Source organism: Devosia yakushimensis, assembly GCF_030159855.1.
GTDB classification, from domain to species: domain Bacteria; phylum Pseudomonadota; class Alphaproteobacteria; order Rhizobiales; family Devosiaceae; genus Devosia; species Devosia yakushimensis.
The window spans coordinates 2,431,476-2,454,746 of record NZ_BSNG01000001.1; the positions used below are offsets into that span (position 1 = coordinate 2,431,476).

Annotated in this window: 22 protein-coding genes and 1 riboswitch; of the genes, 12 read left to right on the top strand and 10 right to left on the bottom strand. The window is 63.2% G+C overall.

Annotation, left to right across the window (positions count from 1 at the left end; genetic code table 11):
- Nucleotides 1-20: 20 nt before the first annotated feature.
- Both QQL79_RS11815 and QQL79_RS11820 read left to right on the top strand, forming a co-directional pair.
- Nucleotides 21-953, top strand: a complete 933-nt coding sequence (locus QQL79_RS11815) for a dihydrodipicolinate synthase family protein (RefSeq protein WP_284391047.1) — start codon at nt 21-23, stop codon at nt 951-953.
- Nucleotides 950-1,735 carry an SDR family oxidoreductase gene (locus QQL79_RS11820; RefSeq protein ID WP_284391048.1) on the top strand — a complete coding sequence of 262 codons (786 nt, stop codon included), beginning with the start codon at nt 950-952 and terminating at the stop codon, nt 1,733-1,735. Before QQL79_RS11815 ends, QQL79_RS11820 begins: the two co-directional genes overlap by 4 nt.
- Before the next feature lie 45 nt (nt 1,736-1,780).
- On the opposite strand, the gene QQL79_RS11825 is transcribed toward QQL79_RS11820, so the two are convergent.
- The 4 genes from QQL79_RS11825 to QQL79_RS11840 all read right to left on the bottom strand — a co-directional run bounded on the left by QQL79_RS11825 (nt 1,781) and on the right by QQL79_RS11840 (nt 7,466).
- Nucleotides 1,781-2,131: a hypothetical protein gene (locus tag QQL79_RS11825; protein ID WP_284391049.1), complete on the bottom strand. Its 351-nt coding sequence runs from the start codon at nt 2,129-2,131 to the stop codon at nt 1,781-1,783.
- 429 nt (nt 2,132-2,560) lie between these two features.
- On the bottom strand, nt 2,561-3,013 hold the full coding sequence (locus QQL79_RS11830; protein WP_284391050.1) for a MarR family winged helix-turn-helix transcriptional regulator: 453 nt from the start codon (nt 3,011-3,013) through the stop codon (nt 2,561-2,563).
- 79 nt (nt 3,014-3,092) lie between these two features.
- Nucleotides 3,093-6,233 (bottom strand): efflux RND transporter permease subunit, encoded by a 3,141-nt coding sequence (locus QQL79_RS11835; protein WP_284391051.1) that lies wholly within the window; start codon nt 6,231-6,233, stop codon nt 3,093-3,095.
- A 3-nt stretch (nt 6,234-6,236) separates the two neighbouring features.
- Nucleotides 6,237-7,466 carry an efflux RND transporter periplasmic adaptor subunit gene (locus QQL79_RS11840; protein WP_284391052.1) on the bottom strand — a complete coding sequence of 410 codons (1,230 nt, stop codon included), beginning with the start codon at nt 7,464-7,466 and terminating at the stop codon, nt 6,237-6,239.
- 259 nt (nt 7,467-7,725) lie between these two features.
- Between QQL79_RS11840 and QQL79_RS11845 the strand changes: the two genes are divergently transcribed.
- The 3 genes from QQL79_RS11845 to QQL79_RS11855 all read left to right on the top strand — a co-directional run bounded on the left by QQL79_RS11845 (nt 7,726) and on the right by QQL79_RS11855 (nt 10,538).
- A complete protein-coding gene (locus QQL79_RS11845; protein ID WP_284391053.1) occupies nt 7,726-8,397 on the top strand; it encodes a response regulator transcription factor in 672 nt (223 codons plus the stop codon).
- Entirely contained in the window at nt 8,394-9,785 is a 1,392-nt protein-coding gene (locus tag QQL79_RS11850; protein WP_284391054.1) for a sensor histidine kinase, read from the top strand. The genes QQL79_RS11845 and QQL79_RS11850 overlap by 4 nt, the downstream gene beginning before the upstream one ends.
- 111 nt (nt 9,786-9,896) lie before the next feature.
- The gene (locus QQL79_RS11855; protein ID WP_284391055.1) at nt 9,897-10,538 is read left to right on the top strand and encodes an outer membrane protein; all 642 of its coding nucleotides are present in this window, start codon (nt 9,897-9,899) and stop codon (nt 10,536-10,538) included.
- Nucleotides 10,539-10,787: 249 nt separating this feature from the next.
- Here the strand turns inward: QQL79_RS11855 and QQL79_RS11860 are convergent, their stop codons facing one another.
- Nucleotides 10,788-11,246 carry an Lrp/AsnC family transcriptional regulator gene (locus tag QQL79_RS11860; protein WP_284391056.1) on the bottom strand — a complete coding sequence of 153 codons (459 nt, stop codon included), beginning with the start codon at nt 11,244-11,246 and terminating at the stop codon, nt 10,788-10,790.
- A 132-nt stretch (nt 11,247-11,378) separates the two neighbouring features.
- Between QQL79_RS11860 and QQL79_RS11865 the strand changes: the two genes are divergently transcribed.
- The 6 genes from QQL79_RS11865 (at nt 11,379) to QQL79_RS11890 (ending at nt 15,873) form a co-directional block, all read left to right on the top strand.
- A complete protein-coding gene (locus QQL79_RS11865; protein WP_284391057.1) occupies nt 11,379-12,119 on the top strand; it encodes an AzlC family ABC transporter permease in 741 nt (246 codons plus the stop codon).
- On the top strand, nt 12,116-12,415 hold the full coding sequence (locus QQL79_RS11870; protein ID WP_284391058.1) for an AzlD family protein: 300 nt from the start codon (nt 12,116-12,118) through the stop codon (nt 12,413-12,415). The genes QQL79_RS11865 and QQL79_RS11870 overlap by 4 nt, the downstream gene beginning before the upstream one ends.
- 54 nt (nt 12,416-12,469) lie before the next feature.
- Nucleotides 12,470-12,583: riboswitch (TPP riboswitch) on the top strand.
- On the top strand, nt 12,575-13,183 hold the full coding sequence (locus QQL79_RS11875; RefSeq protein ID WP_284391059.1) for a YkoF family thiamine/hydroxymethylpyrimidine-binding protein: 609 nt from the start codon (nt 12,575-12,577) through the stop codon (nt 13,181-13,183). It overlaps the preceding riboswitch by 9 nt.
- Nucleotides 13,184-13,316: 133 nt before the next feature.
- A complete protein-coding gene (locus QQL79_RS11880; protein WP_284391060.1) occupies nt 13,317-14,111 on the top strand; it encodes an ABC transporter permease in 795 nt (264 codons plus the stop codon).
- Nucleotides 14,108-14,869, top strand: coding sequence for an ABC transporter ATP-binding protein (locus QQL79_RS11885; RefSeq protein WP_284391061.1), 762 nt, complete (start codon nt 14,108-14,110; stop codon nt 14,867-14,869). Before QQL79_RS11880 ends, QQL79_RS11885 begins: the two co-directional genes overlap by 4 nt.
- Nucleotides 14,866-15,873, top strand: coding sequence for an ABC transporter substrate-binding protein (locus QQL79_RS11890; RefSeq protein ID WP_370461211.1), 1,008 nt, complete (start codon nt 14,866-14,868; stop codon nt 15,871-15,873). Before QQL79_RS11885 ends, QQL79_RS11890 begins: the two co-directional genes overlap by 4 nt.
- Nucleotides 15,874-16,235: 362 nt before the next feature.
- Here QQL79_RS11890 and QQL79_RS11895 read toward each other — a convergent pair whose 3' ends face one another.
- The 3 genes from QQL79_RS11895 to QQL79_RS11905 form a co-directional block, all read right to left on the bottom strand.
- The gene (locus QQL79_RS11895) at nt 16,236-17,183 is read right to left on the bottom strand and encodes a substrate-binding domain-containing protein (RefSeq protein WP_284391062.1); all 948 of its coding nucleotides are present in this window, start codon (nt 17,181-17,183) and stop codon (nt 16,236-16,238) included.
- Nucleotides 17,184-17,274: 91 nt separating this feature from the next.
- Nucleotides 17,275-18,294 (bottom strand): ABC transporter permease, encoded by a 1,020-nt coding sequence (locus QQL79_RS11900; protein ID WP_284391063.1) that lies wholly within the window; start codon nt 18,292-18,294, stop codon nt 17,275-17,277.
- On the bottom strand, nt 18,275-19,810 hold the full coding sequence (locus tag QQL79_RS11905; RefSeq protein WP_284391064.1) for a sugar ABC transporter ATP-binding protein: 1,536 nt from the start codon (nt 19,808-19,810) through the stop codon (nt 18,275-18,277). Before QQL79_RS11905 ends, QQL79_RS11900 begins: the two co-directional genes overlap by 20 nt.
- A gap of 208 nt (nt 19,811-20,018) precedes the next feature.
- Here QQL79_RS11905 and QQL79_RS11910 point away from each other — a divergent pair, with 208 nt between their 5' ends.
- On the top strand, nt 20,019-21,044 hold the full coding sequence (locus tag QQL79_RS11910; protein ID WP_284391065.1) for a LacI family DNA-binding transcriptional regulator: 1,026 nt from the start codon (nt 20,019-20,021) through the stop codon (nt 21,042-21,044).
- On the opposite strand, the gene QQL79_RS11915 is transcribed toward QQL79_RS11910, so the two are convergent.
- Both QQL79_RS11915 and QQL79_RS11920 read right to left on the bottom strand, forming a co-directional pair.
- Entirely contained in the window at nt 21,041-21,622 is a 582-nt protein-coding gene (locus tag QQL79_RS11915) for a DUF6969 family protein (RefSeq protein WP_284391066.1), read from the bottom strand. The genes QQL79_RS11910 and QQL79_RS11915 overlap by 4 nt on opposite strands.
- Nucleotides 21,623-22,029: 407 nt before the next feature.
- Nucleotides 22,030-23,241, bottom strand: coding sequence for a YeeE/YedE family protein (locus tag QQL79_RS11920; protein WP_284391067.1), 1,212 nt, complete (start codon nt 23,239-23,241; stop codon nt 22,030-22,032).
- Nucleotides 23,242-23,271: the final 30 nt, after the last annotated feature.

Here is a 23,271-nt window from a genome sequence, read left to right on the forward strand (position 1 = left end):
GGCACTTTCTGGAGGTCCCCATGGCCAAGCTCACCGAAGAGGCAAAGGGCGTTTACGTCATTGCCGTTACCCCGTTTACCGATGAGGGGGCGTTAGACCTCGACAGCGTGGATTCCATGGTCGATTTCTACGAGGCGGCCGGGGTCAGCGGGATTACGGTGCTGGGGCAATTGGGGGAAGCGCCCAAGCTGACCTCAGCGGAATCGAGCCTTGTGGTAGAGCGGATGCTCAAGCGGCTGAATGGTCGCCTGCCGGTAGTGGTGGGGGTTTCGGCGCCGGGTCTGGCGCCGATGACGGAGCTGGCCGAAAAGGTGATGGATCAGGGTGCGGCGGGCGTGATGGTCGCGCCGCCCTGGACGACCAAGACGGATGATCAGAGCTTTGCGTTTTACCAATCGGTGGGCGAGGCGCTGGGGGAAATCCCGTTCGTGCTGCAGGATTATCCGCTGACCACCAATGTCACCATCGCACCCAAGGTGATCGAACGCATTGTGCGCGAAGTGCCCAATTGCGTGATGCTCAAGCATGAGGATTGGCCGGGCCTGTCCAAGATTTCGGCGCTGCGGGCCGGGAGTGCCAAGGGCGAGACGCGGCGGATTTCTATTCTCTGCGGCAATGGCGGGCTGTTCCTGCCCGAGGAAATGTCGCGTGGCGCGGATGGGGCGATGACCGGGTTCTGCTTTCCCGAAATGATGGTGGGCGTGGTCAATGCCTTTGCCGACGGCAAGGTCGAGCGGGCGCATGACATTTTTGACGCCTACCTGCCGCTGGCGCGTTACGAGCAGCAGCAGGGGATCGGGCTGGCGGCGCGCAAATATGTGCTGGCCAAGCGGGGGGCGATCAAATCGGGCGCGCTGCGCAAGCCGCGGCCGGTATTGTCGGCGGCCGATATTGCCGATGTCGAACGCTTGCTGGCGCGGCAAGCGATCCGCCTCAAGGAGATTGGGGCGTGAAGCTGGGGCTGGAAGGTAAGCGCGCGCTGGTACTGGGTGCGAGCAAGGGGCTGGGCGCGGCGATTGCACTGGGGCTGGCCAATGAAGGCGTGCGGGTGATCGGGGCGGCGCGCAGCGTGAAGCTGGTGACGGCGCTCGATGGGCAGGTCGACAAGGCGCTGAATGGCTCGATTGTGGGTCGGCGGCTTGATCTGGCGGATGGGGCTTCGGTGGCGGCGCTGAGTGCGGCGCTGGTTGCCGAGGGCGGCGTCGATATCATCATCAACAATTCGGGCGGGCCGGCGCCCGGCGAGGCCAGCACGGTGCCGCTATCGGCGTGGAATGCGGCGTTTGAGGCCATGGTGGGCAATATCATTGCGCTCAATCAGGCGTTGCTGCCCGCTATGACCGGGCGCGGCTGGGGGCGCATTGTGACGCTGACATCGTCAGGGGTGGAGGCGCCGATTGCGCGGCTGGCGATATCCAACGCGCTGCGGCAGGCATTGGTGGGGTGGTCCAAGACGCTGGCGAGCGAAGTCGCGGCGTCCGGGATCACTGTCAATGTTGTGGTGCAGGGCCGTATCCATACCGACCGCGTCGATGAACTCGACGCGGCGGCGGCAAAACGGCAAGGGATAGACATAGACGCGGTGCGCCAGGCCTCAAAAGCAAGCATTCCCACGGGCCGTTATGGACGCCCGGAGGAACTCGCCGATGTGGTGGTTTTTCTGGTGAGCGAGCGGGCCAGCTATGTGACCGGCTCACGCGTCAGGATCGATGGCGGGATGATCCGCTCGATCTAGAGCAACTCGGGGGCAGTGATTGGCCGCCCCCAGTTGCGTAACGTTTTACTGGCTGATGATCGTGTTGTTGCTGGAGCCGAAATCGCCGCGAGCATAGGTATCGCCGGTGCCAGTGCTCTGCGAAGTGCTCAGGCCGCTGGAACGAACCGGCTGGAAAGTGTCCTTGTCGAAGAACTGCGTCGTCTGCGTGCCATCGGGGTTGGTGACGGTGGCGCGGATCGACTGGCCCCAGGCCTCAAGACCGGTCGCGTCGATGCCGCGTTCGGCAAGCGTGCGCTCGATGTTGAACTTGGAGTGGCCGAACAGGTCGTCGCCCTGGGTCAGGCTGGCAGCGTTGGCAGGCAGCGCAAAGGCAGCAGCAGCAGTAGCGAGAATAGCAAAAGTAATGGTTTTCATTTGGGGTCTTCCTTTCTTGAAGGTGACGCCAAGCTAGGTCTGCAAGCTTGCCCCAAGCTTGCGGAAAGCGGGAAAACGAAATTTTTCTATGCGTACTTAGTTTATTGATTTTGCTTATGTTTTTTGAACATGGACGCATTGTAATGATTGCCTGGCGCAAGGGTTTGCACATTGCTGCCACAATCGGGCAGCGGTGGGCAAATCAGCTTGCATGACTCGGCGGGAGGGTATCGGTGCACTTCTCAGATGCTGCCCAACCACAATCGCTTTCCTCGGGCCTGACCCGAGGATCGCTCGCCGCTTCTGCTGCTTTGAGAGTGGCCCTCGGGTCAAGCCCGAGGGAGGCGCTGCGGGGAGGAGAGCAAGGAGGTAGGCGACGTTTGCGCCTATTTTCGCGGTGCGGGCCGTGGGCCATCAGGGCACCGCACCTCAGCCAGCGCGGCTTAGCGTGGCGGAAAGCTGGCGGACGAATTGATAGCTGGCCTGCATGTTCTGGCGGTAGGGAGCGTTGAACAGCCTGGCGCAGAGGCGTTCGGCGTGTTGGGCGACGTCCTGGGCGACAGCAAAGCCGTCATCGGTGAGGCCGATGAGGCGCGCGCGCCGGTCGTTGCGGTCGACTACCCGGAAGATCAGGCCCCGGGCCTCCATGCCGTTGAGAATTTTGACTCCGCTGGCGTGCTCGACGCCCAGGGCACCGGTCAGCCTGGCCTGGCTGAGCAGATGCGGCGCATCGAGCAGCAGGACGAGGACCTGCGCGCGGTTGAAGGAGAGATTGAACGACTGGAAGAGCGCGTTGAGTTCGGTTTCGAGAGAATGAACGAGGCGCCCCACGGTCCACAAGCTCTCGCTGGTGGACAGGGGCAGTGCCGGGCTGGCGGTCATGGCGCAGTCCTTGCCGTTTTGCGGATAAGCAACAGGCGTGCAGCCGGAGGGTTGGGCTGCACGCCTGCCGGGGTGGCCATCAGGCTTTGGCGGGCGAGCTATCAGTGGTCTCGTGGCCTTCGCCATGATGGGCGGGCTTGCCGGGCATCAGGCGCTTGGTGAAGCGTGCCAGGCTATCGGTATAGGTCAGGATCACCGGCACCACGACCAGCGTCAGCAGGGTCGAACTGATCAAGCCGCCGATCACGGCATGGGCCATGGGGGCGTTCTGCCCGCTGCCCTCATGGATGCTGAGCGCCAGCGGCAGCATGCCGAACACCATGGCCAGGGTGGTCATGATGATGGGGCGGAAGCGAGTGCCGCCGGCCTCGACCAGGGCGTCGTAGAGGTTCCATCCCTGCTTGACATGCTGGTTGGCATTATCGACCAGCAGGATGGCATTTTTCACCACCAGGCCCATCAACATGATGAAGCCGATCATGCTCATCATATTGAGGGTGGAGCCGCCGACCAGCAGGCCCAGGATAACGCCGACCAGCGAGAGAGGCAGCGACATCATGATGGCCACCGGCTGCAGGAAGCTGCCGAACTGGCTGGCCAGCACCAGGTAGATGAAGATCACCGCCAGCAACAAGGCCGCACCGGCGGAAGCCGCGGTATCGCCCAATTGCTCGGCATCGCCGCCCATGGAGATGCGGTAGCCGGGTGGCAGCTCCATCTCGTTCATGGCCTGCTGGATGGCGGGCATGACATCGCCGATGGTGACGCCCGAAATATTGGCATCGATGGTGATCTGGCGGGTCAGGTCCTTGCGGGAGATCTCGCCCGGGCCGGTCGACATGGCCACATCGGCAATGTCGCCCAGCCGCACGACGGAGGTCCCATTGCGGGTAATGGGCAGGTTATAGAGCGCTTCAACCTGATCGCGCTCCTGCGGCGGCAGGCGGACGATCAGCTTATAGGTGTCCTCTTCCGGAGAGGTCCATTCGCTGACTTCTTCCCCGCTCAGCATGGGCTGGAGAACGGCGCCGATCTGCTGGAGGGATACGCCCACTTCGCTGGCAAGATCCTGATTGACGCGGATACCGACTACCGGCTGAGCGTCCTGCAGGGAGCTTTCAATATCGGCCAGCCCCGTAATACCGGCGAGCTTGGTGCTGAACTCGTCCGCCAGCCGGCCCAGAGTGGCGAAGCTATCGCCATAAAGAGTGACCTGGACGGGCTTGGAGACGCCACCGCCCATGCCGCTGGCGACGCCAACGACGCTGGTAATGCCTGGAACCTGAGCCAGCACTTCGCGGGCCGGCCCGGTCATTTCGTGAGGCATGCGGTCGCGTTGGCCGGGCGGCACCATGGAAACCAGGATACTGGCCGAATTTTCGCCGGTGGCGCTCTGTCCCGCATTGATAGTGGCATAGGTTCGCTCGACCTCGGGCATTTCCCGCAGCAGCGCCTCGATCTGGCGAACCTTGTCGCCGGTATAGGCGAGCGAGGAGCCTTGCGGGGTTTCCACCTCGACGGTGAATTCGCTGGTATCGTCCGGCGGCACGAATTCAATGCCGACCATGGGCAATAGCAGGAAGCTCGAAAAGAACAGCACGACTGCGGTGGCAAGCGTGGTGATGCGGTGGCGCAGCACCCAGCGCAGCAGGCTGCGGTAGCGCTCGCTGAGCCAGGAGAAGAAATCGTCGAACTTGGCGATCACCCGGCCGATCGGACCGCGCTTGGCGCCCGGCTCGGAAGCGGGGTCATACCAGACGCTGCTCATCATGGGGTCGAGCGTGAAGGCAACGAACAGCGAGATCATCACGGCGACCGAGACGGTGACGCCGAATTGCAGGAAGAACTTGCCGATCATGCCTTCCATGAAGGCCACCGGCAGGAACACAGCGACGATGGAGAGGGTGGAGGCGAGCACGGCGAGGCCGATCTCGTTGGTGCCATCGACCGCCGCCTGGAAGTGGCCCTTGCCCATATGCAGGTGCCGCATGATGTTTTCACGCACCACGATGGCGTCGTCGATGAGGATACCCACCGACAGGGACAGCGCCATCAGCGTCATCATGTTGAGCGTGAAGCCCAGCATGTAGAGCACGACCATGGTACCGATGATGGAGATGGGCAGCGTCAGGGCGGTGATGACGGTGGAGCGCCAGGAATTGAGGAAGACGAACACGATCAGCACGGCAAGCAGCGCGCCTTCCATGATCATCGACTGGACCGTGTGGAAGGACTGTTCCACCGAGACGGAATTGTCGCGCACCACATCGAGGTGAACGCCAGGAGGCAGCTCGTTCTGTTCGAGCAGCTCGAGCGTCTTGTGAATATCGTGGGCCACGCCAACCGTGTTGGCGCCTTGGACCTTCAGAATATCGATGGAGAGCGCGCGCTCGCCATTGATGAAGGCCAGGCTTTCGTCCTCGGCGGCGCCGGAGCGAATTGTGGCCACGTCGCCCAGGCGCACAGGCTGGCCGCCCGTGCGGGCGACAATGATATTGTCGAAATCGTCGATATTGCTGATCTTGCCCTCGATCTGGATCGAGCGGGCAACCGAGCCCTCGGTGATGCTGCCGGCGGGCAGATCGCGGTTGTTCTGGGCGATGGCATTCATCACATCGCTCATGGACACGCCAAAGGCATCCAGGCGGTCAGGGTCGACCTGCACATCGATCTGGGTGGGAACGCCACCGACCAGCGTCACGCTGCCCACGCCCTGGATATTGCGCAAGCGTTCAACCACCACGTCATCGGCCAGCTTGGTCAGATCGGTGGGCGACATGGTGTCGGAGCGCACGGCCAGCGACACGACCGGCATGGCGGCCGGGTCGAAGCGCAGGATTTGCGGCTTGTCGGAATTCTGCGGCAGATCGGCCTCGACGGAGGCCATCTTGTCGCGCACTTCCTGCAAGGCTTCGACCGAGTTCACGCCCATGTCGAACATGATGACGACGAGGGCCTGGTTCTGCCGGGCCGTCGACTGCAGGGAGTCGATGCCGCTGATGGTGTTCACCGAATCTTCGATCGGCTTGATGATGTCGTTTTCGACCGATTCAGCGGAGGCGCCAGGATAGCTGACCAGCACGGCGACGACGGGAAGGTCCACATCGGGCAATTGCTCGATGGGCAGGCGCTGATAGGAGTAGATACCGAACACCATGATTGCCACCATGATCATGGTGGCAAAGACGGGATGATTGACGCTGATGCGAGTGAGGAACATCGATTAGTTCTCCACCACGCGAACCTGCATGCCGGCACGCAGGTCGTCGAGCCGGCCGGAGACGAAGGTGTCGCCTACGGCAAGGCCCGAGGCCAGTTCGGTGACACGGGCAGCGCGCCAGCTGCGCGAGGGTTCGACAGCCTGGCGGACCAGATCGCCATCGACGATCTTGAGCACGAACTGGCCTTCGGCATCCTCACGGATGGCCGCCGGCGGCACGGCAAGGGTGTTTTCGACCTCGGCAGTGACGATCTGGCCGGTGGCGAACATGCCCCCGCGCAATTCGCCGCCGGGATTGTCGACTGTGACCAATACGGGAACGGTGCGCGTGCCCTCGGTGGCGACGGGGCTGATGCCGGCGACGCTGCCGCTGAACTGGCGGCCGGGCAGACCTTCGACCGTCAGGGTCACGGCCTGGCCCGGGCGCAGATTGGGGCTGGCGCTGACGGGAACATAGGCGGTCATTTCCATGACCGAGAGATCGACAATCTGCATGAGCGCGGCGCCTGGCGAGGTCACCTGCCCCGGCTCGACCGAACGGGCTGCCACGACGCCATCGAAGGGCGCGATGACCGTGGCGTTGCGCAGGCCGATTTCGGCGGCGGCAACCTGGGATTCGAGCGCCTTGAGATTGGAGCGGAGCGCGTCCACATTGGCGCGCTCGCTATCGAGATTGGCTGATGCAACCAGCCCGCGGGTATTGAGGCGCTCGGTGCGTTCGACCTGGGCCTCGGCCTGGGCGAGCTGGGCGCGCGTGGCCTCGGCAGTGCTCTTTTGCTGCTGGAGCTGGATGTTAAGCGTTTCGATATCGACCTGCACCAGCACATCACCAGCTCTAACGCTATCGCCGACGCGGAACCGCACATCATCCACCGTGCCATTGACCTGCGATGACAGCGCAATGGTGCGGCGTGGCGCGAGCGAGCCGGTGGCCTTGAGCGTTTCGGTAATGGTCTGGGGGGCCAGCGTCGTGACATCGGCGCTGAGGACCAGCTTGACCGGGTCGGGCGCGGCAACGACCGGGGCCGGGGTCGAGGCTTCCGTCGCGGTCAGCTGCGGCACCAATATATAGGCCGCGCCAGCGCCGACGATGACAATGGCCAGCGCCCAGAACCAGGGAAACTTGCGGGGGGCAAGACCGGCATCGATCAGCGCCTGACGCTTGCGCTCGCGCCGGGTCAGCGCCCATTCGGGTTTGATACTATTGTCGGGGCGTTCCACATGGACGTTCACGGCACTGCTCCGGCCTGATTAAGGGGAAAACTGGGTGTCGCTGGGCCCGCCCACGCAGAACCATTTTCCGGCACGACGCCGACGGCAAGCCACAGCAACGTGCCGCTTGTCACCCGACAAGATTGCGTCAACATTGCGCTGATAGCGGAAGCATGAAATGCAGGATTGGCCTGCAAATAGTGCAGGGCTGGGACCGCAAGGTTGCGGCAAGGGTTATCGCGGACAATCGACTGTCACAGGAGCCAGGAGGCTAGTCTGCATGCGAATATTGCTGGTGGAAGATGAGCCCGATATGGCGGCTCTACTGCGCAGCGCGCTCGAGAAGCATGATTTTGTCACCGATCATGCCCCTTCGATTGAAATTGCTCGCGAAGCCATTGAAATGGTGGCGCATGACCTGGTGATCCTGGACCGGCAATTGGGCGATGGCGACGGCGCCTCGCTGATCGCCTTCCTGCGCAAGAAGCGCCCTAATGTGCCCATCGTCGTGCTTTCCGCCCGCGGCTCGGCCGACGACCGGGTGGAAGGCCTCAACCTCGGGGCGGACGACTATCTGCCCAAGCCCTTCGTGGTCAGCGAATTGGTGGCGCGGCTGCGCGCCATTTTGCGGCGGCCCAGCCAGGTGGCATCAAAGCCGCTGAGCCTGGGCAATCTGGCTTTCGACCTCAACCAGGGCGAAGTCTTTGTGCATGGCGAGCGGCTGGACCTGCCGCGGCGTGAATATCTGGTGCTCGAAAGCCTGATGCGCCGCGCCGGGCGTACGGTACGCCGTAATCTGCTCGAAGAAGAAGTCTATGGCTCGGATGACGAAATCCAGTCCAATTCGCTCGAAGCCCATATCTCGCGCCTGCGCCGCAAGCTTGCGGATGCGGGTGCCTCGGTCATCATCCACCCCGTGCGCGGGGTCGGCTATCTGCTGAAACTGACGTGAAACCCACCCGCACTTCCCTCGCCCGCAAGCTGACACGCCGCATGATCCGCGTGCAGCTGATCACCCTCGCACTGTTTTTCGGTCTGGGGGTCTTCCCCACGGTCGTGGCGCCGGTCGTCGATTTCCTGGGCGACGCCCAGCCGCTCGACCCGAGGGCGACGATGGTTTTTGCCCATAGCCTGGTGGATGTGGAGGACAAGCAGATCAATTTTGTCGCGACGCCCGAACTCGAGGCGGTGCGCCGCGACTATCCCAGTATGTGGCTTTACGTGCGCAACCAGTCGGGTGCCTCGGCCACCCTGGGCGAAGTGCCCCCGATGTACCGGCAGATCGAAGACGAACTCTGGCTGCTGGAATCGGTGGAAGTGCGAACCACCGACCCCAGCTATGGCTCGCTGCTGGTGCGTACCGAGCAATCTCCGGTCGGCACAGTCCGCGTGATGACCGGCGGCGGCCCCACTGTGGGCGTGGCCGGCATTATCAAGCGCGTTTCGGGCATCCTGGCGCTCGCTATTGTCTTCGTTCTGGGGCTGGCCAGCGCCATCACCATTCCCAGGATCGTGCGGCGGGAAATGCGCGGCCTCAGCGCCGTGGCGGACCAGGCCAAGTTGATCGACATCAATGCGCGCGGCACGCGGCTTTCCACCGATGGACTGCCCGACGAGGTGCAGCCCCTGGTCAAGGCGGTCAATGACGGGCTGGCGCGGCTCGACGATTCCTACGCTAAGCGTGAACGCTTCCTGGCCGACTCTGCTCATGAGTTGCGCACACCCATCGCCATTCTGCAAACCCGGATCGAGATGGCCGAGCCCTTCCCCGAACAGGCGCAATTGCTGGTGGACGCCGCGCGTCTGGCGAGTCTTGCCGGACAATTGCTCGACCTGCAGCGGATGGATCTGGGCGACAGCCATTTCGAGCCGCTCGAGCTTGGCGACATGGCAGGCAATGTGGTGGGAGACCTCGCGCCGCTGGCCATCGCAGCGGGCTACGAATTGTCGCTGAACGCGCCCGATGACCCGGTGATGGTCGATGGCGACAGCAGCAGCCTCAGCCGGGCGCTGACCAATGTCATCCAGAACGCCATAGCCTATGGCGGCAAGAAGGGTGAAATCACCGTCGATGTGGGCCGCGACGGCACGATCTCGGTCAGCGACGATGGTCCGGGCATTCCCATCAGCGAGCGCGACCGGGTGTTCGAGCCCTTCTATCGCGTCAAGCCAGCGGCACATGGCGCGGGGCTCGGCCTCAATCTGGTGGAGGCCATTGTGCGGCGGCATCACGGGCATATCACCATTGCCGATGCGCCCTCGGGCGGGGCCTGCATCATCATCTCCCTGCCGGTTTTACGACAGGCGGCAAAAAAATCGGAACCGGTTCCAGCCCTGTAAGGCCCACGCAAGCTTGGGGGCACATTCTCGCTTCAGGCAAAGCGGTCGAGCCGCCTCATGCCGAGGCCGCCAAGAATGGCCGCAATGCGTTGTTTTCAGGAGTATGACCAAGTGTCCCTTCGCTACACCCTCGCCGCCCTGCTGACGGGCACCGTCGCCGTCGCTTCGGTTTCCGCCGCACAGGCCGCCGACCTCTATACGCCCGCCCCCGCCGCGATTTCCTATTCCGATGCCGGGCTGGCCGTAGCCACCGACAACTGGAGCGGCTTTTATGCCGGTGCGCATGGCGGCATGATGAGCGCCGACGACTTCGACAACACGTCGTTCTCGGGCGGCGTGCAGGCCGGCTACCTGCAGCAGTTCGGCCAGTTCGTGGTGGGCGCCGAAGTCTCGGGTACGCTCAGTGATGAACTGCGCTACGAACTCACCCCCGATGCCGGGCTGACGCAGAACTGGTCGCTGGCCGCCAAGGGCCGCGCCGGCGTGGCGCTGGGCGATACCCTGATCTACGGCACGGCCGGTGCTTCGCTGGCCGAACTGGAGCCGAGCGGCACCACCACGTCGGGCACCGACACCTATGGTGGCGTGGTCTTCGGCGCCGGTGTCGAACAGAACCTGGGCAATAATTTCAGCGTGCGCGCCGAATATCTGCAGACCCGCTATTTCGACGTGGACAGCACGGTTGCCGGCATCGCCCGCACCGACGATCTGACCAATCATGCCGTTACGCTCGGCGTGAACTACCGCTTCTAAGCCAAACGGCCGCGATGCACCGCGGCCGCTCATCGTGCACTGACCTCCATCGGCACGACATGGAAGAACCGGGGCTTCGGCTTCGGTTTTTTCGTTTTTGTGGTCATCCACAACGTCATTCCCGCGCAGGCGGGAATCCATTCTTTCTCTTCGTCACAGTTTGAAGAGTGGATTCCCGCCTGCGCGGGAATGACGCCGTGGGTGGGGGAAACTTGCTGCGTGCAAGAACCGGCAGGCCCTGCCCCTCACCTAAACCGGCAGTTCCGACGTCTGCTTGACCACCTGGCTGGGTACATCGGTCTTGACGTTTTGCAGGCCCCTGATGCGGCTCAGATGTTCGGACTGGAAGCGGCGATAGTCGTCAATGTCTTCGGCGACGATGCGCACCAGCACGTCGCAATCGCCCAGCATCAGATAGCATTCGAGCACCTGGGGGAGCTTTAGCACCTCCTCGACGAAATGCTCGATCGTTTCCTCGTCCTGTGCCTTGAGCCAGACGCGGGCGAAGAGCGTCAGGCGCTTGCCGATCTTGGCGGGGTTGAGCACGGCCACATATCGGTCAATGATGCCGGCCTGTTCCAGAAGCCGCACACGGCGCAGGCAGGGCGAGGGTGATAGACCTACTTCCTTGGCCAGTTCGATATTCTGCATACGGCCATCGCGCTGCAGGGCGCGCAGTATCTTGCGGTCGATGTCATCGAGTTGCATGGCATTGGATTCCACGAAATTGGATTTTTACGGTACCATGCGCCATGAATTGAGAAAACTGCGCTCTCTTCGCAACCCGATTGCGCCAAAACTGGAATAGAAGAACGCGATTGCGAAGTGATGGATAATGACATGACTGCCATGGAAGGCGAGGCGAGCGGCGAGCAATCGCCGTTGGGTTCGGAACTGGTGCGCGGGATGAAGAGCTGCGTTCCCGTGCTGCTGGGGATCATTCCCTATGCGCTGGTGCTGGGTGCGCAGGCATCGCAAAAGGGGCTCAGTGTTATCGAGCTGCCTCTGATGACGGGGCTCAACTTTGCCGGCGGATCGGAATTCGCCGCCATCCAGCTCTGGACCTCCCCGCCCCACATCGCGCTGATCGTCGCCATCACCTTCCTGGTCAATAGCCGGCATCTGCTGATGGGAGCGGCCATCGCGCCCTATCTGCGGCATCTGCCCAAGCGCAAGGCGCTGCCCGCGCTGTTCGCCATGACCGATGAAAGCTGGGCGCTGGGCATTGCGGATGCCAAGGCCCGTGCTAAGCGGGGCCTGCATCCGGCATTCAGCCTGCCCTATTATCTGGGTACGGCTCTGGTGTTCTATGTGGCCTGGGTGGCCTTCACCACGCTGGGCGCGGCCCTTGGACCGATCATGGGCGATGTCGAGGCCTATGGGTTCGACATGGCGTTTCCCGCCGTGTTCCTGGTGTTGATGCGGGGCATGTGGAAGGGCTTTGCCGCGGCACGGCCCTGGCTAGTGAGCCTGGTGGTCGCCGCCCTCACCTATCTGTTCGTGCCGGGGGCCTGGTATGTGGCAGCCGGCGCCCTGTCCGGGCTGATCGCGGCCTATGTGCTGACGGGAGACGAGGCATGATCGATCCGTTGACCGTCCTGACCATCGTGCTGATGGCGGCCGCGACCTATTGCACCAGAATCGGTGGCTATCTGGTGTTGCGCAATCGCACGCTGAGCCCACGCGCCACCGCCGTCATGGAGGCGGCGCCGGGCTGCGTGCTGATCTCGGTGATTGCGCCCAGCTTTGTCGCCAATAATCCGGCCGACCTGATCGCCATCGCCATTACGCTGGTGGCCGCGACGCGGCTCTCCATGCTGCCCACAGTGATCATCGGCGTCGCCGCGGCGGGGCTATTGCGGCACTTTATCGGGTAGAGGAAAAGTTCTGCACAAGACGCTTGCCATTGGCATCGCAAGCTGATTGATTGCGCCCATCCACAGGGGTGCTCCGTATAGCCGGGGCTGAGACGCGGGCGGCAAGCCTGCAAACCCTAGTAGCTGATCTGGGTAATACCAGCGGAGCGAGGCGGGCACATGTATTCTGGCGCACAGATTTCCATTTATCCTATGACCGACGATTTCGTCGGTGTCATTGTTGGCGCGTTGAGCGCGCTCGATCCCTATCGCGACCGGCTGCAGGTGGAGACTGACGATATCTCCACCCTTTTGGTCGGTGCACCCGAAGTGCTGTTTCCGGCCATGCGCGACCTGTTCGTCGCGGCGGCGAAAAGCGGCAAGCACTGCGTGCTGCATGCCACGATTTCGCGCGGTTGCCCGGGCGAACCCGATGACGCCGTCTGCTACACCACCGAATATGGCGGGCCTGTCCTGCCGCTGGAGCAGCGCAAGCAAATGGCGCTGCAGGCCGTGCAGTCGGCGCCGGTGACCGATATGGCTAGCGCGGCGCAATTCTCGCTCTATGTGATGGATACAAACGATCACATGGACGAAATTTACGGCTGTATCGACTTCCTCAGGCAGTCCGGCACCTTCGATCGCGCCAAGAATTTCTGCACCAAGCTGGGCGGCGACGCCGGAGCGGTATTCGCCACGGTGCAGGCGGCGCTCTGCCGGTTCGGCCCGCCCGAGGGGCACGTCACCATCGACCTGACTGTATCGGCGAATAGCCCGACGGTTCGCTAGCTCACGCGCAGTAGACCTCATGGTGAGCTTGTCGAACCACGAGGTCGTGCCCGAGATGGTGCCACGACCTCGTCCTTCGACAAGCTCAGGATGAGGTCTACTGGGGCGCCGAGAAACCTCCCGGAATCCCTCCATGTCCACACAGTCATCACGCGTCTTCGCGTCCACCCTCGGCAAAATCGGGCCGGCCTTGCTATCCGTCGGAGGGCTGATCCTCGCCTGGGAAGTTTATGCCCGGTTTTCCGGCATCTCGCCGACGACCTTGCCAGCGCCGTCACGGGTTGTCGTGCAGGCGGTGCAGAATTGGCCGGCACTGTTCGAGAATACACTGCCGACCATCAGCGCAACCCTATTGGGCTTTGCCTGTTCGCTGGCGGCGGCATTCTTCTTCTCGGTGTTGATCGACTTTTTCAAGCCGCTGCGGCGGGCGCTGTTTCCAGTGTTCATCATCAGCCAGACGCTGCCGCTCGTGGCCATCGCGCCGCTGATCGTGCTGTGGTTCGGGTTTGGCCTCACGCCCAAGATCATGCTGGTAGCGCTGGTCACCTTTTTTCCGATGCTGGTGGCGCTGGTGCAGGGCTACGCGGCGACAGACGAGGATATCGAGGCGCTGCTGGCCTCGATGGGGGCGTCGCCGCTCCGCATCTTCCTCTTGGCGCGGCTGCCCTCCTCCCTGCCCTATTTCTTCGCCGGGCTGCGCATCTCCATCACCTATGCGGTGGTGGGTGCGATCTTTGCCGAATATGCCGGAGCGGCCAAAGGCTTGGGCATCTATATCCTCAATGCCAAGAACAATTTCCGCCCCGATCTGGTGCTGGCGGCCGTGTTGGTCAGTGCGACGCTGACGCTGGTGTTGTTTGGCACGACCGTGTTGATCCAGCGGCTGGCCATGCCCTGGGAACGGCTGGCCGCGGAGCGCAAGCCATGAGGGGCGTCCGGCTGCAGTTAAGCCAGGTGCGCCGGAGCTTTGGCAAGCTCGATGTGCTGGCCGATATTTCGCTATCGGTGCGGGCGGGCGAGTTCGTCTCCATTCTGGGGCCTTCGGGAGCCGGGAAATCCACGATTTTCAAGCTGCTGACCGGCGGGTTGCAGGCCGATGGCGGCGATATCCGCTTTGACGGCAAGCCGCTGGCGGACCAGACGCGGCCCTTTGCCTTCATGCCGCAGCGCGATGCGCTGATGCCGTGGCGGCGGATCGTGGACAATACGACGCTTGGCCTTGAAGTGCAGGGCATGGCGCGCGAGGCCGCCCGGAAACGCGTGGCGCCGCTCTTTGCCGAATTCGGGCTCGATGGGTTCGAGCAGCATTACCCGGCGCAATTGTCGGGCGGCATGCGGCAGCGGGCGGCCTTGCTGCGCACGGTGGTACAGAACCGCGCCATGCTGCTGCTCGACGAGCCATTTGGCGCCCTCGATGCCCTCACCCGCAGCGGCATGCAGCGCTGGCTCGAAGGCATGTGGGAACACCATAGCTGGACCGCCCTGCTGATCACCCACGATGTGCGCGAGGCCGTGTTCCTGTCCGACCGCATCTATGTGCTGACCGAGCGCCCAGCCCGGGTACTGCGCGAAATCATCGTGCCCTTGCCCCGCCCCCGGCGCGACCTGGCCTCGCCCCAAGCCAGCGCCATCGAGGCCGACATTCTAGAAACCCTGCTCAATCCTCAGTTGGATCAAAGGACGTGACCATGCTTTCCCGACGCAGTTTTTTCGCCGCCGCTTTTGTGGCGGGCCTTGCCGCCATGCCCACCATGGCGCAGGCACAAAAAGTCAGCATCGCGCTCGATTGGACTCCCAATACCAATCACATCGGGCTCTATGTCGCTGAGGCGAAGGGCTTTTATGCCGAGGCCGGCCTGGATGTGGATATCCTGCCCTATAGCGACACCTCGGCCGGAGCGCTGGTTGCCAATCACGTGGCCGATTTCGGCATTCTGGGCACGATCTCGCTGATGACGCAGCGCACGGCCGGGGCCGACTTGGTTGCCACCTATGCGGTGGTGCAGACCGAGACCGGTCGGGTGGTGTTCAATGCCGACCGCACCGATATCCAGAGCCCCAAGGATCTGGATGGCCTCACCTATGGCGGCTTCGGGAGTGCCTGGGAGAATGCGCTGATCGGCACCATCATTCGCCATGATGGCGGCAAGGGCGAGTTTGAGACTGTGACGCTGGGCACCTCTGCCTATGAGGCGCTGGCCAATGGCGCGGTGGATTTCACGCTGGAGGTTTACACCTGGGAAGGGGTCAAGGCCGAGTTGGAAAACGTGGCACAACGCGCCTTCGTCTATGCCGATTTCGGCGTGCCGGACGAACACACGACCTTTATCGGCTCAAGCCAGACCTATCTCGATGCGAACCCGGAGACGGCCGCCGCCTTCATGGCAGCAACCCAGCGCGGTTACGCCTTTGCCGTCGAGCATCCCGATGAAGCGACCGATATCCTGTTGGAGGCCAATGAAGGCATGCTCGACCGCACGCTGATCCGCGCATCACTGCAAGCCCTGATCGACGGGCATTATCTGCAAACGGCGGATGGGGTGATCGGCACGATCGACCCGGCCAAGATGGATGCGATCGGGGACTATCTGTTCACAGCGGGAATTTTGCGCGATGCCGATGGCGCGGTGGTCGCGGAACGGCCGGATTTTGGGCCATATTACAGCAATGATTATTTGCCGCAGAAGTGAAGCGAATGGCCACGCTTCGGACCGGCAATTTTTCACTGTGTCATCCCGGCGAAGGCCGGGATCCATGCTGAAGGCCATCAGCGGCATCGGATACGTGGAGAGCCCGCAGCATGGATTCCGGCCTGCGCCGGAATGACATCGTGGTGGTGAAAAGTGCGGCGCTTAAGGTGCTGTCCACCCACAATCGTTCCACCAACACAATCGCCTCCCTCGGGCTTGACCCGAGGGTCGCTCGCCGCTCATGCCGGGTTGAGGAAGGCCCTCGGGTCAAGCCCGAGGGAGGCGGCGGTGGGTTGGCTGATCCTCGCCCATCCAACAAAAACAAGGGGCGCATTGAGCGCCCCTTGCCAATTCAAACGCCCTTAGAACGGGCTGTCCGGGAAGTAGAACTGCTCGGCGTTTTCCTGGGTGATCAGCGGGGAGCCCAAGATGTAGCTGCCGGTCACTGGGCCATTGGAGATGAAGTGGTTGACCGTCACGTCCATGGCCGTGGCGATCTGGGCCGGCGGATAGAGCACGTCGACCGGCACGAGCGGATCACCATCCATCACGCCCTTGACGATTTCCTTCATGCCGGCGCCGCCGACCACGAACATTTCGCTTTCGCGGCCAGCCTGCTTGATGGCCTCGACCACGCCCAGGGTGATGTCGTCGTCCTGGGCCCAGACACCATCGATGTCGGGGAAGCGGGACAGGAAGTCCTGCATCACTTCAAAGCCGTCATCGCGGTTCCAGTTGGCGAACTTGTTGTCGAGCACATTGATGCCCGAGCCTTCGATCTTGGCCATGAAGGCGTCGAAGCGTTCGGTATCGAGCACGGTAGGAATACCGCGCAGGATGACGATGTTGTCGCCCTCACCCAGGCGGGTCATCATGTATTCGGCCGACACTTCACCCATTTCGGTGTTGTTGCCCGAAACATAGACGTCCTGGATGGACGGGTCGGTCAGGCCGCGGTCGACCACGGTGATGAAGGCACCGGTATCGGCAACGGCGCGGACCGGCTCGGTCAGCGGCTCGGATTCGAAGGGCAGCACCACCAGGGCCTGGATCTGGTGAACCGAAACGAGGTCTTCCAGGTCGCTGGCCTGATCGGCCGGGCCGTCGGCAGTCACGATGATGATGTCGATATTGGGATTAGCGGCTTCCAGGCGCTTTTCCGCTTCGGCGGCATGCCAGTTCAACCCACCCATGAAACCGTGGGTAGCCGCCGGAATGGAAACGCCGATCTTGATCTGGTCCTGCGCCACAGCCGATCCGGCCAGGGCGCTGGTGGCCAATAGGCCCAGTGCGATTGCCTTTAAAGACATATCTAAAAGTCCTCCCTACCAATGTTTGGCACCGCAAAATGGCGCCGGTGATCCCGCCCCTTGCAAAGGCGTGGAATTGCTTGTTGCGCGGTCAGTCCGCCTTCTTCCGCCCGGCGCGGAGCGAGCCGCGCTGCAGATAGACCGCCGCCACGATGATCACGCCCTGCACTGCCCCATTGAGGTAGTTGGAGATGATCTCGGTGAGATTGAGAATATTGCCGATGGCGGTGAGGATCAGCGCGCCGATGACGGTGCCGCCGACCCGCCCGAAGCCGCCCTTGAGCATGGTGCCGCCGATGATCACGGCCGCGATGGCTTCCAGTTCCCAGAGCACGCCGGTGGCCGCCGAGGCCGAGCCCAGGCGCGGCACATAGATGATGGTGGCCAGCGATACGCAGAGCCCCTGCAACACAAAGGTGGCGGTGCGGACGCGGTCGACCTTGATGGCGGAATAGCGCGCCACATGTTCGTTGCTGCCAATGGCCATGCAATAGCGGCCGAAGGCGGTGCGGTTCATCAGCACCCAGCCGATAATGGCAACGAAAATGAAGACCCAGACCGGATAGGGAATGCGCAGCAGGCTATCGTAATAGACCGGGCGGTAGATATCGCGGGCGCCCGAGGCCAGCGACAGCGTGCCGCCATCGGCGAAATAGGTCACCAGCGAGCGATAGATGCCCATGGTGCCGAGTGTGACGATGAAGGCTTCGATCTTGGCCTTGGTGGTGAGGAAGCCGTTGATGAAACCAGCCCCGATGCCCAGGATCAGCGAACAGCCGATGCCGATCAGCACGGTCCAGATCGAGGCGCCCATCGAGCCCACGGTCCAGTTCATGACGATGATCATGACGCCGGCGATAAAGGCTGCCATCGAGCCCACGGACAGGTCGATGCCGCCTGCCGTGATGACGAAGGTCGCGCCCACAGCGATAATGCCGATAAAGGCCGAGCGGGTCAGGATATTGGTGACATTGCCTTCGTTGAGGAAGGCCGGGTTCAGCGAATAGCCCAGGATCACCAGCAGGATCAGCGCCAGCAGCGGTCCGGCTGTCTTGAGATCGATGCGGAAGCCTCTGTTCGGCTTGGCTGCCTCATGCGTTGATACGCTCATCGTCCCCACCCTGCTTGATGCCTGCGGCGTACCGCATGATTTCTGCTTCCACGATTTCGGCGCCTTCGAGCTTGCCCGCCAGGCGGCCTTCACGCATCACCAGCACGCGATGGCTGAGCCCGATCACCTCCTGCATCTCCGAGGAGATGACGATGATGGATTTACCCTCGGCGGCCAGCGCCGCGATGATGTGATAGATTTGTTGCTTGGTGCCGACATCGATGCCGCGCGTCGGCTCATCCATGATGATGATGTCGGGCTCGCTTTCCATGGTCTTGCCCAGCATCAGCTTTTGCTGGTTGCCGCCGGATAGCTGGCCGACCCGCACCGAAGCATCGCGCGCGCGAATATCGAAGCGGCGCACCGCGCGCTCCAGCGCCTTGGCCTCGCTGTTGCCGTCGAGGAAAATGCCCTTGAGGTGTTTTTTGAGCGTCAGCAGGGTCAGGTTGGGCTGCAGGCCCACATTGAGCAGCAGGCCCCGGCCCTTGCGGTCCTTGGTCATATAGGCAACGCCGGCATCGACCGACTGCCCCACATGGGCGAAATTGGCGCCCCTGCCCTCGACCGTAACCTCGCCCTCGGTCTTGTGATTGAGCCCGACAATGGCTTCGGCCACGGCGGTGCGGCCCGAGCCGATCAGTCCGGCAAAGCCCAAAATCTCGCCCTTGCGCAGATCGAAGGAGATATCCTTGACGCCCGGCGCCTTGAGCCCGCGCACCGAGAGCACCACCGGCGCATCGACATCGGGCTCGTGCTTGGGCGGGTAAAGATTGGAAAGCTCGCGGCCCACCATCATCTGGGCGATGGAATCGGGCGTCAGCGCTTCGGTGCTGACGGTGGCGATCAATTGCCCGTCGCGCAGCACGGTGACGCGCTGGGCCAGTTCCATGATCTCGTCGAGCTTGTGGGAGATGAAAATCACCGCCACGCCCCGCGCGGTCAGCCGGCGGATCTGCTCGAACAGGGTCTGCGTCTCGCCCACCGAGAGCACGGCGGTCGGCTCGTCCATGATCAGCACACGTGCATCGCGGCTGATGGCCTTGGCGATTTCCACCATCTGCTTGTCGGCCACCGAGAGCGTATTGATGCGCGCATCGGGATCGACATGCACATGCAGGCGCTCCATCACGTCGGACGCGCGCCTGCGCATCTCGGCCAGGTCGAGAAAACCGAATTTCTTGAGCTCGCGGCCCAGGAAGATCGAATCCGCCACGGTGAGGTGCTCGGCCAGGTTGAGTTCCTGGTGGATGAGCACGATACCCATCGCCTCGGCCTCGCCATTGGGCGGCAGGGTTACGGTCTGCCCGTCATAGCTGATGGTGCCGGAGGTGGGCTGTTCGATGCCCGAGAGTATCTTGATAAGGGTGGATTTGCCGGCGCCGTTTTCACCGATAATGGCGTGCACTTCGCCCGGCTTGATGTCGAAATCGACGCTGAACAGCACCGGGATTTCGCCGAACGACTTGCTGATCCTGTGCGCTGACAGGATGGCTGGCGTGCCTGCGGCACTGGTCATCGTGACATCTCCCCCTGCGGAACGCGTCGGGTTCAGTCCCGCTCTTCGTCCATGAGCAATGATGTAAAGGTTTTCATGTTTGATGTAAAGGTTTACACAAAGGGAAAAGTGTATAAGCGTTGCCGGATGGATATGGCGGAACCCGCGCCTTCTGCTAAAGGCAGCAAAAGCGGGACGCCGAGCCGGATCGCGCGGGGCGGAGCGCCAATTGCAGCACCAGAAGCTGGCCACGATAGAAGACGTTGCGGCGATTGCCGGCGTGTCCATCGCCACGGTCAGCCGGGCCATCAACGAGCCTACCAAGGTCGCCGACGAGACCCGCCGCCGCGTCACCCAGGCCATTGCCCAAACCGGCTACACCACCAATGCCATGGCGCGTTCGCTGCGCATGCGCCGCTCCAACATGATCCTGATTCTGGCGCCCGATGTGGGCGACCCGAACTTTTCCAATATCCTGGTGGGGCTCGAGACTGAGGCCAGCAAGCGCGGCTATGGCGTGCTGATCGGCAATACGCAGAACGATCCGGCGCGCGAAACCGATTATCTGCGCTTCATCAGCTCCAACCAGGCCGATGGCTTGATCCTGTTCACCGGCCACCTGCCCTATGGCTTTGGCAGCGAAGGCGGCGAGTCCCGCCTGCCGCCCATGGTGGCGGTCAATGAGCCGGTATCCAATAGCGACGTGCCCTTTGTCGGAGTGGATAATTTCGAGGGCTCGCGTGTCGCCGCCGAGCATCTGATCTCGCAGGGGCACCGCCGCATCGCCTTTATCGGCCATTCGACCAGCAAGGCAGTCAATGTGCTGCGCGAGCAGGGCTATCGCGCGGCGCTCGAGGGGCATGGCATAGCCATCGACCCACGGCTGATCCTCGATGGCGACGGCACGACCGAAAGCGGCCGTGCGGCTACCGAGCATATGTTCGTCCGCGATGTGCTCCCCACGGCGTTTTTGTGCGTCAATGACGCCACGGCCCTGGGTGTCATCATCGCGCTCACGGCCCGCCGCTATGAATTGCCGCGCCAGTTTTCGGTGATGGGTTTTGACGACATCACCTTTGCCAGCTTCGTCTCCCCCTCGCTGACCACGATGAAGCAGCCGCGCCTCAAGATTGGCGAGGAAGCCATGGACCTGCTGTTGGCGCTGCTCGAAGGCAAAAGCGTCGAGCGCAAGCAGGTGCTGCTGCGCAGCGAACTGATCGTACGGAATTCGGTTGGCCAGGTCGGCCGAAGCTAGGCGATCAACAAGGATGAGGTCACTTCCAGCGTGCGGTCCTGGCGGATGGCCTCCGCATCCCCCTCCCCTGCCCGCTCAGCCAAAACCTTATCGCGCTCGCGGATGAGCGCTTCGATTTCGGGCTGGTATTGCGTCACGATGGCGGTGAGCCAGCGATTGACCAGGTAGGACGGCTTGACCAGCTGCATATCGAAGCGCGGCAGGAGGGCGATGCTGGGTTCGGCTGGAAGCCAGGTGTCGCCGACCACCCATTGGTTGACGGTGAACAGGCGGTGCAGTTTGCCAAAGGCGTCGACGCCGATGGCGATCAGGTGGTGCACCGGGCCGTTGGGCCCCTCCGGACGGACAAAGCAATGATAATGGCCATGCTCTGTGCCGTCAGCAGCGGGGATATGGCAGTGATAATACCATTGCCCGCCGCTTTCGGGATCGAACACATCGCCGGGCGGGTAATGCGCCCAGGCCTCCACCGAGGCGGCGTCGCGCAAGGTCTCGCGCAACACGTTTTCGCCGGACTTGGCCAGCAGGCGCTCGCAGAAAGCGGCCTCCTGCGCGGCCCGTTCGCGTTGCTCGTCCATCCCGCCTCCTTACTGCGCCCCAGCGGCGCAGGGATTAGCAGCCGCACAGGGCGCCGCGGCGGCACAAGGGGCCGCAACCGGCGCCGGTGCGCCGGCCGCACAAGGATTGCCCGCAGCGGCAGGAGCACCCGCAGCGCAGGGATTACCCGCCGCACAAGGCGCAGCAGCGGCGCAGGGCGCTGCGGCTGCACACGGGTTGGCGGCCACCGGAGCGGCCGCGGCGCAAGGATTGCCCGCAGCACAGGGATTTCCAGCCGCGCAGGGGTTACCCGCGGCGCAGGGATTGGCCGCGGCACTGGCGGCCGGGACCGGGGCAGGCGCGCGATTGCTCGACGCGACATGATCGGCGGCGACAGCGGCGGTGGCCACGAGAGCGGCCGCGCCAAACAGCAGGGTATTGCGTGCGCTCATTTGGCTTTGAATCCGTCGAGACCGAAGAGGGGGCGCAGGGCGATGCCGCCGAAGCTGCCGACGAAAGCGGCGGCGAACCACAGCCAGCCATGCACGCTGCCTGAGGCAATGCCGCTGAACAGCGCGCCGATATTGCAGCCGAAGGAGAGACGCGCGCCATAGCCCATCAGCACGCCGCCAATGGCCGCTGCGAGCAGCGACAGGAAGGGCAGAGCGGCCTTGGGGGCGAATTTGCCGGCAAGGCCCGCGGCAAGGGCAGCGCCCAGGATGAGCCCGAAATCCATTACCGAAGTGCTGTCTTCAAGCACGCTGGAGCGCAGCGCTTCGGCCTGTGCGGGCCAGGTCCAGAACTCCCAGCTTGCGACCGGGATACCGACCGCCTGGGCGATCTTGGCGCCCCAGAGACCAAAGCCGTAGGTGATCGACCAGGGGTGGCCGGCGACCAGCAGAGTCAGCACGTTGAGCCCGGCCAGCGCCAGGCCCGCGCCGATCAGCGGCCAAGGCCCCCGCAGCAGGCGCGACCAGCCGCGATTGGCCGGAGCCTTGATAACCTCGAGGCTGCCATGGGCGCGGCGCTCGATGAGCACGGTGACAAAAGCCACGGCACCGAGGCCAAGCACGGTGACGAACAGAGCCAGCGGCACGCCGAGGCTGGCGCCAAGGCTGATGGCGGGCAGCGAGGGCTGGGTAAGCCAGAACGGCAGATGGGCCGTGCCCAGCAGGGCGCCGACGATGAAAAAGGCCAAAGTCACCAGCATGCGGGCACTGCCGCCGCCAACGGTGAATAGCGTGCCCGAACCGCAACCGCCGCCCAGCTGCATGCCCAGCCCGAACAGGGCCGCGCCGAACAGCACCGAGACCCCGACCGGAGCCGTAGCGCCGGCCAGCGGCTGGCCGAAGGGATTGCCCAGCGTGAGCAGCGGAATGAAGGCCAATGCCGCAACGCCGATCATCAGCATCTGCGCGCGCATGGCGTGACCGCGCTTTTCCACCACCAGCCGTCGCCAGCCGCCGGTAAAGCCGAAAGAGGCGTGATAAAGCGTGAGGCCGAGCAGGCTGCCAATCAGGAACAGGGCGGCCTGGCGCAGATCGACAAGCTGCCAGATGGCGAGTGTGCCAATGGCCAAAGCAAGGCTGGCGAACCAGACCGGGCCACGATCAAAAGGAATTGCGGGAGGGCGGATCGATCCCGCCGTTGCGTCTGTCATAATTGCCCCAAAATAAAATGACTTGCCCGG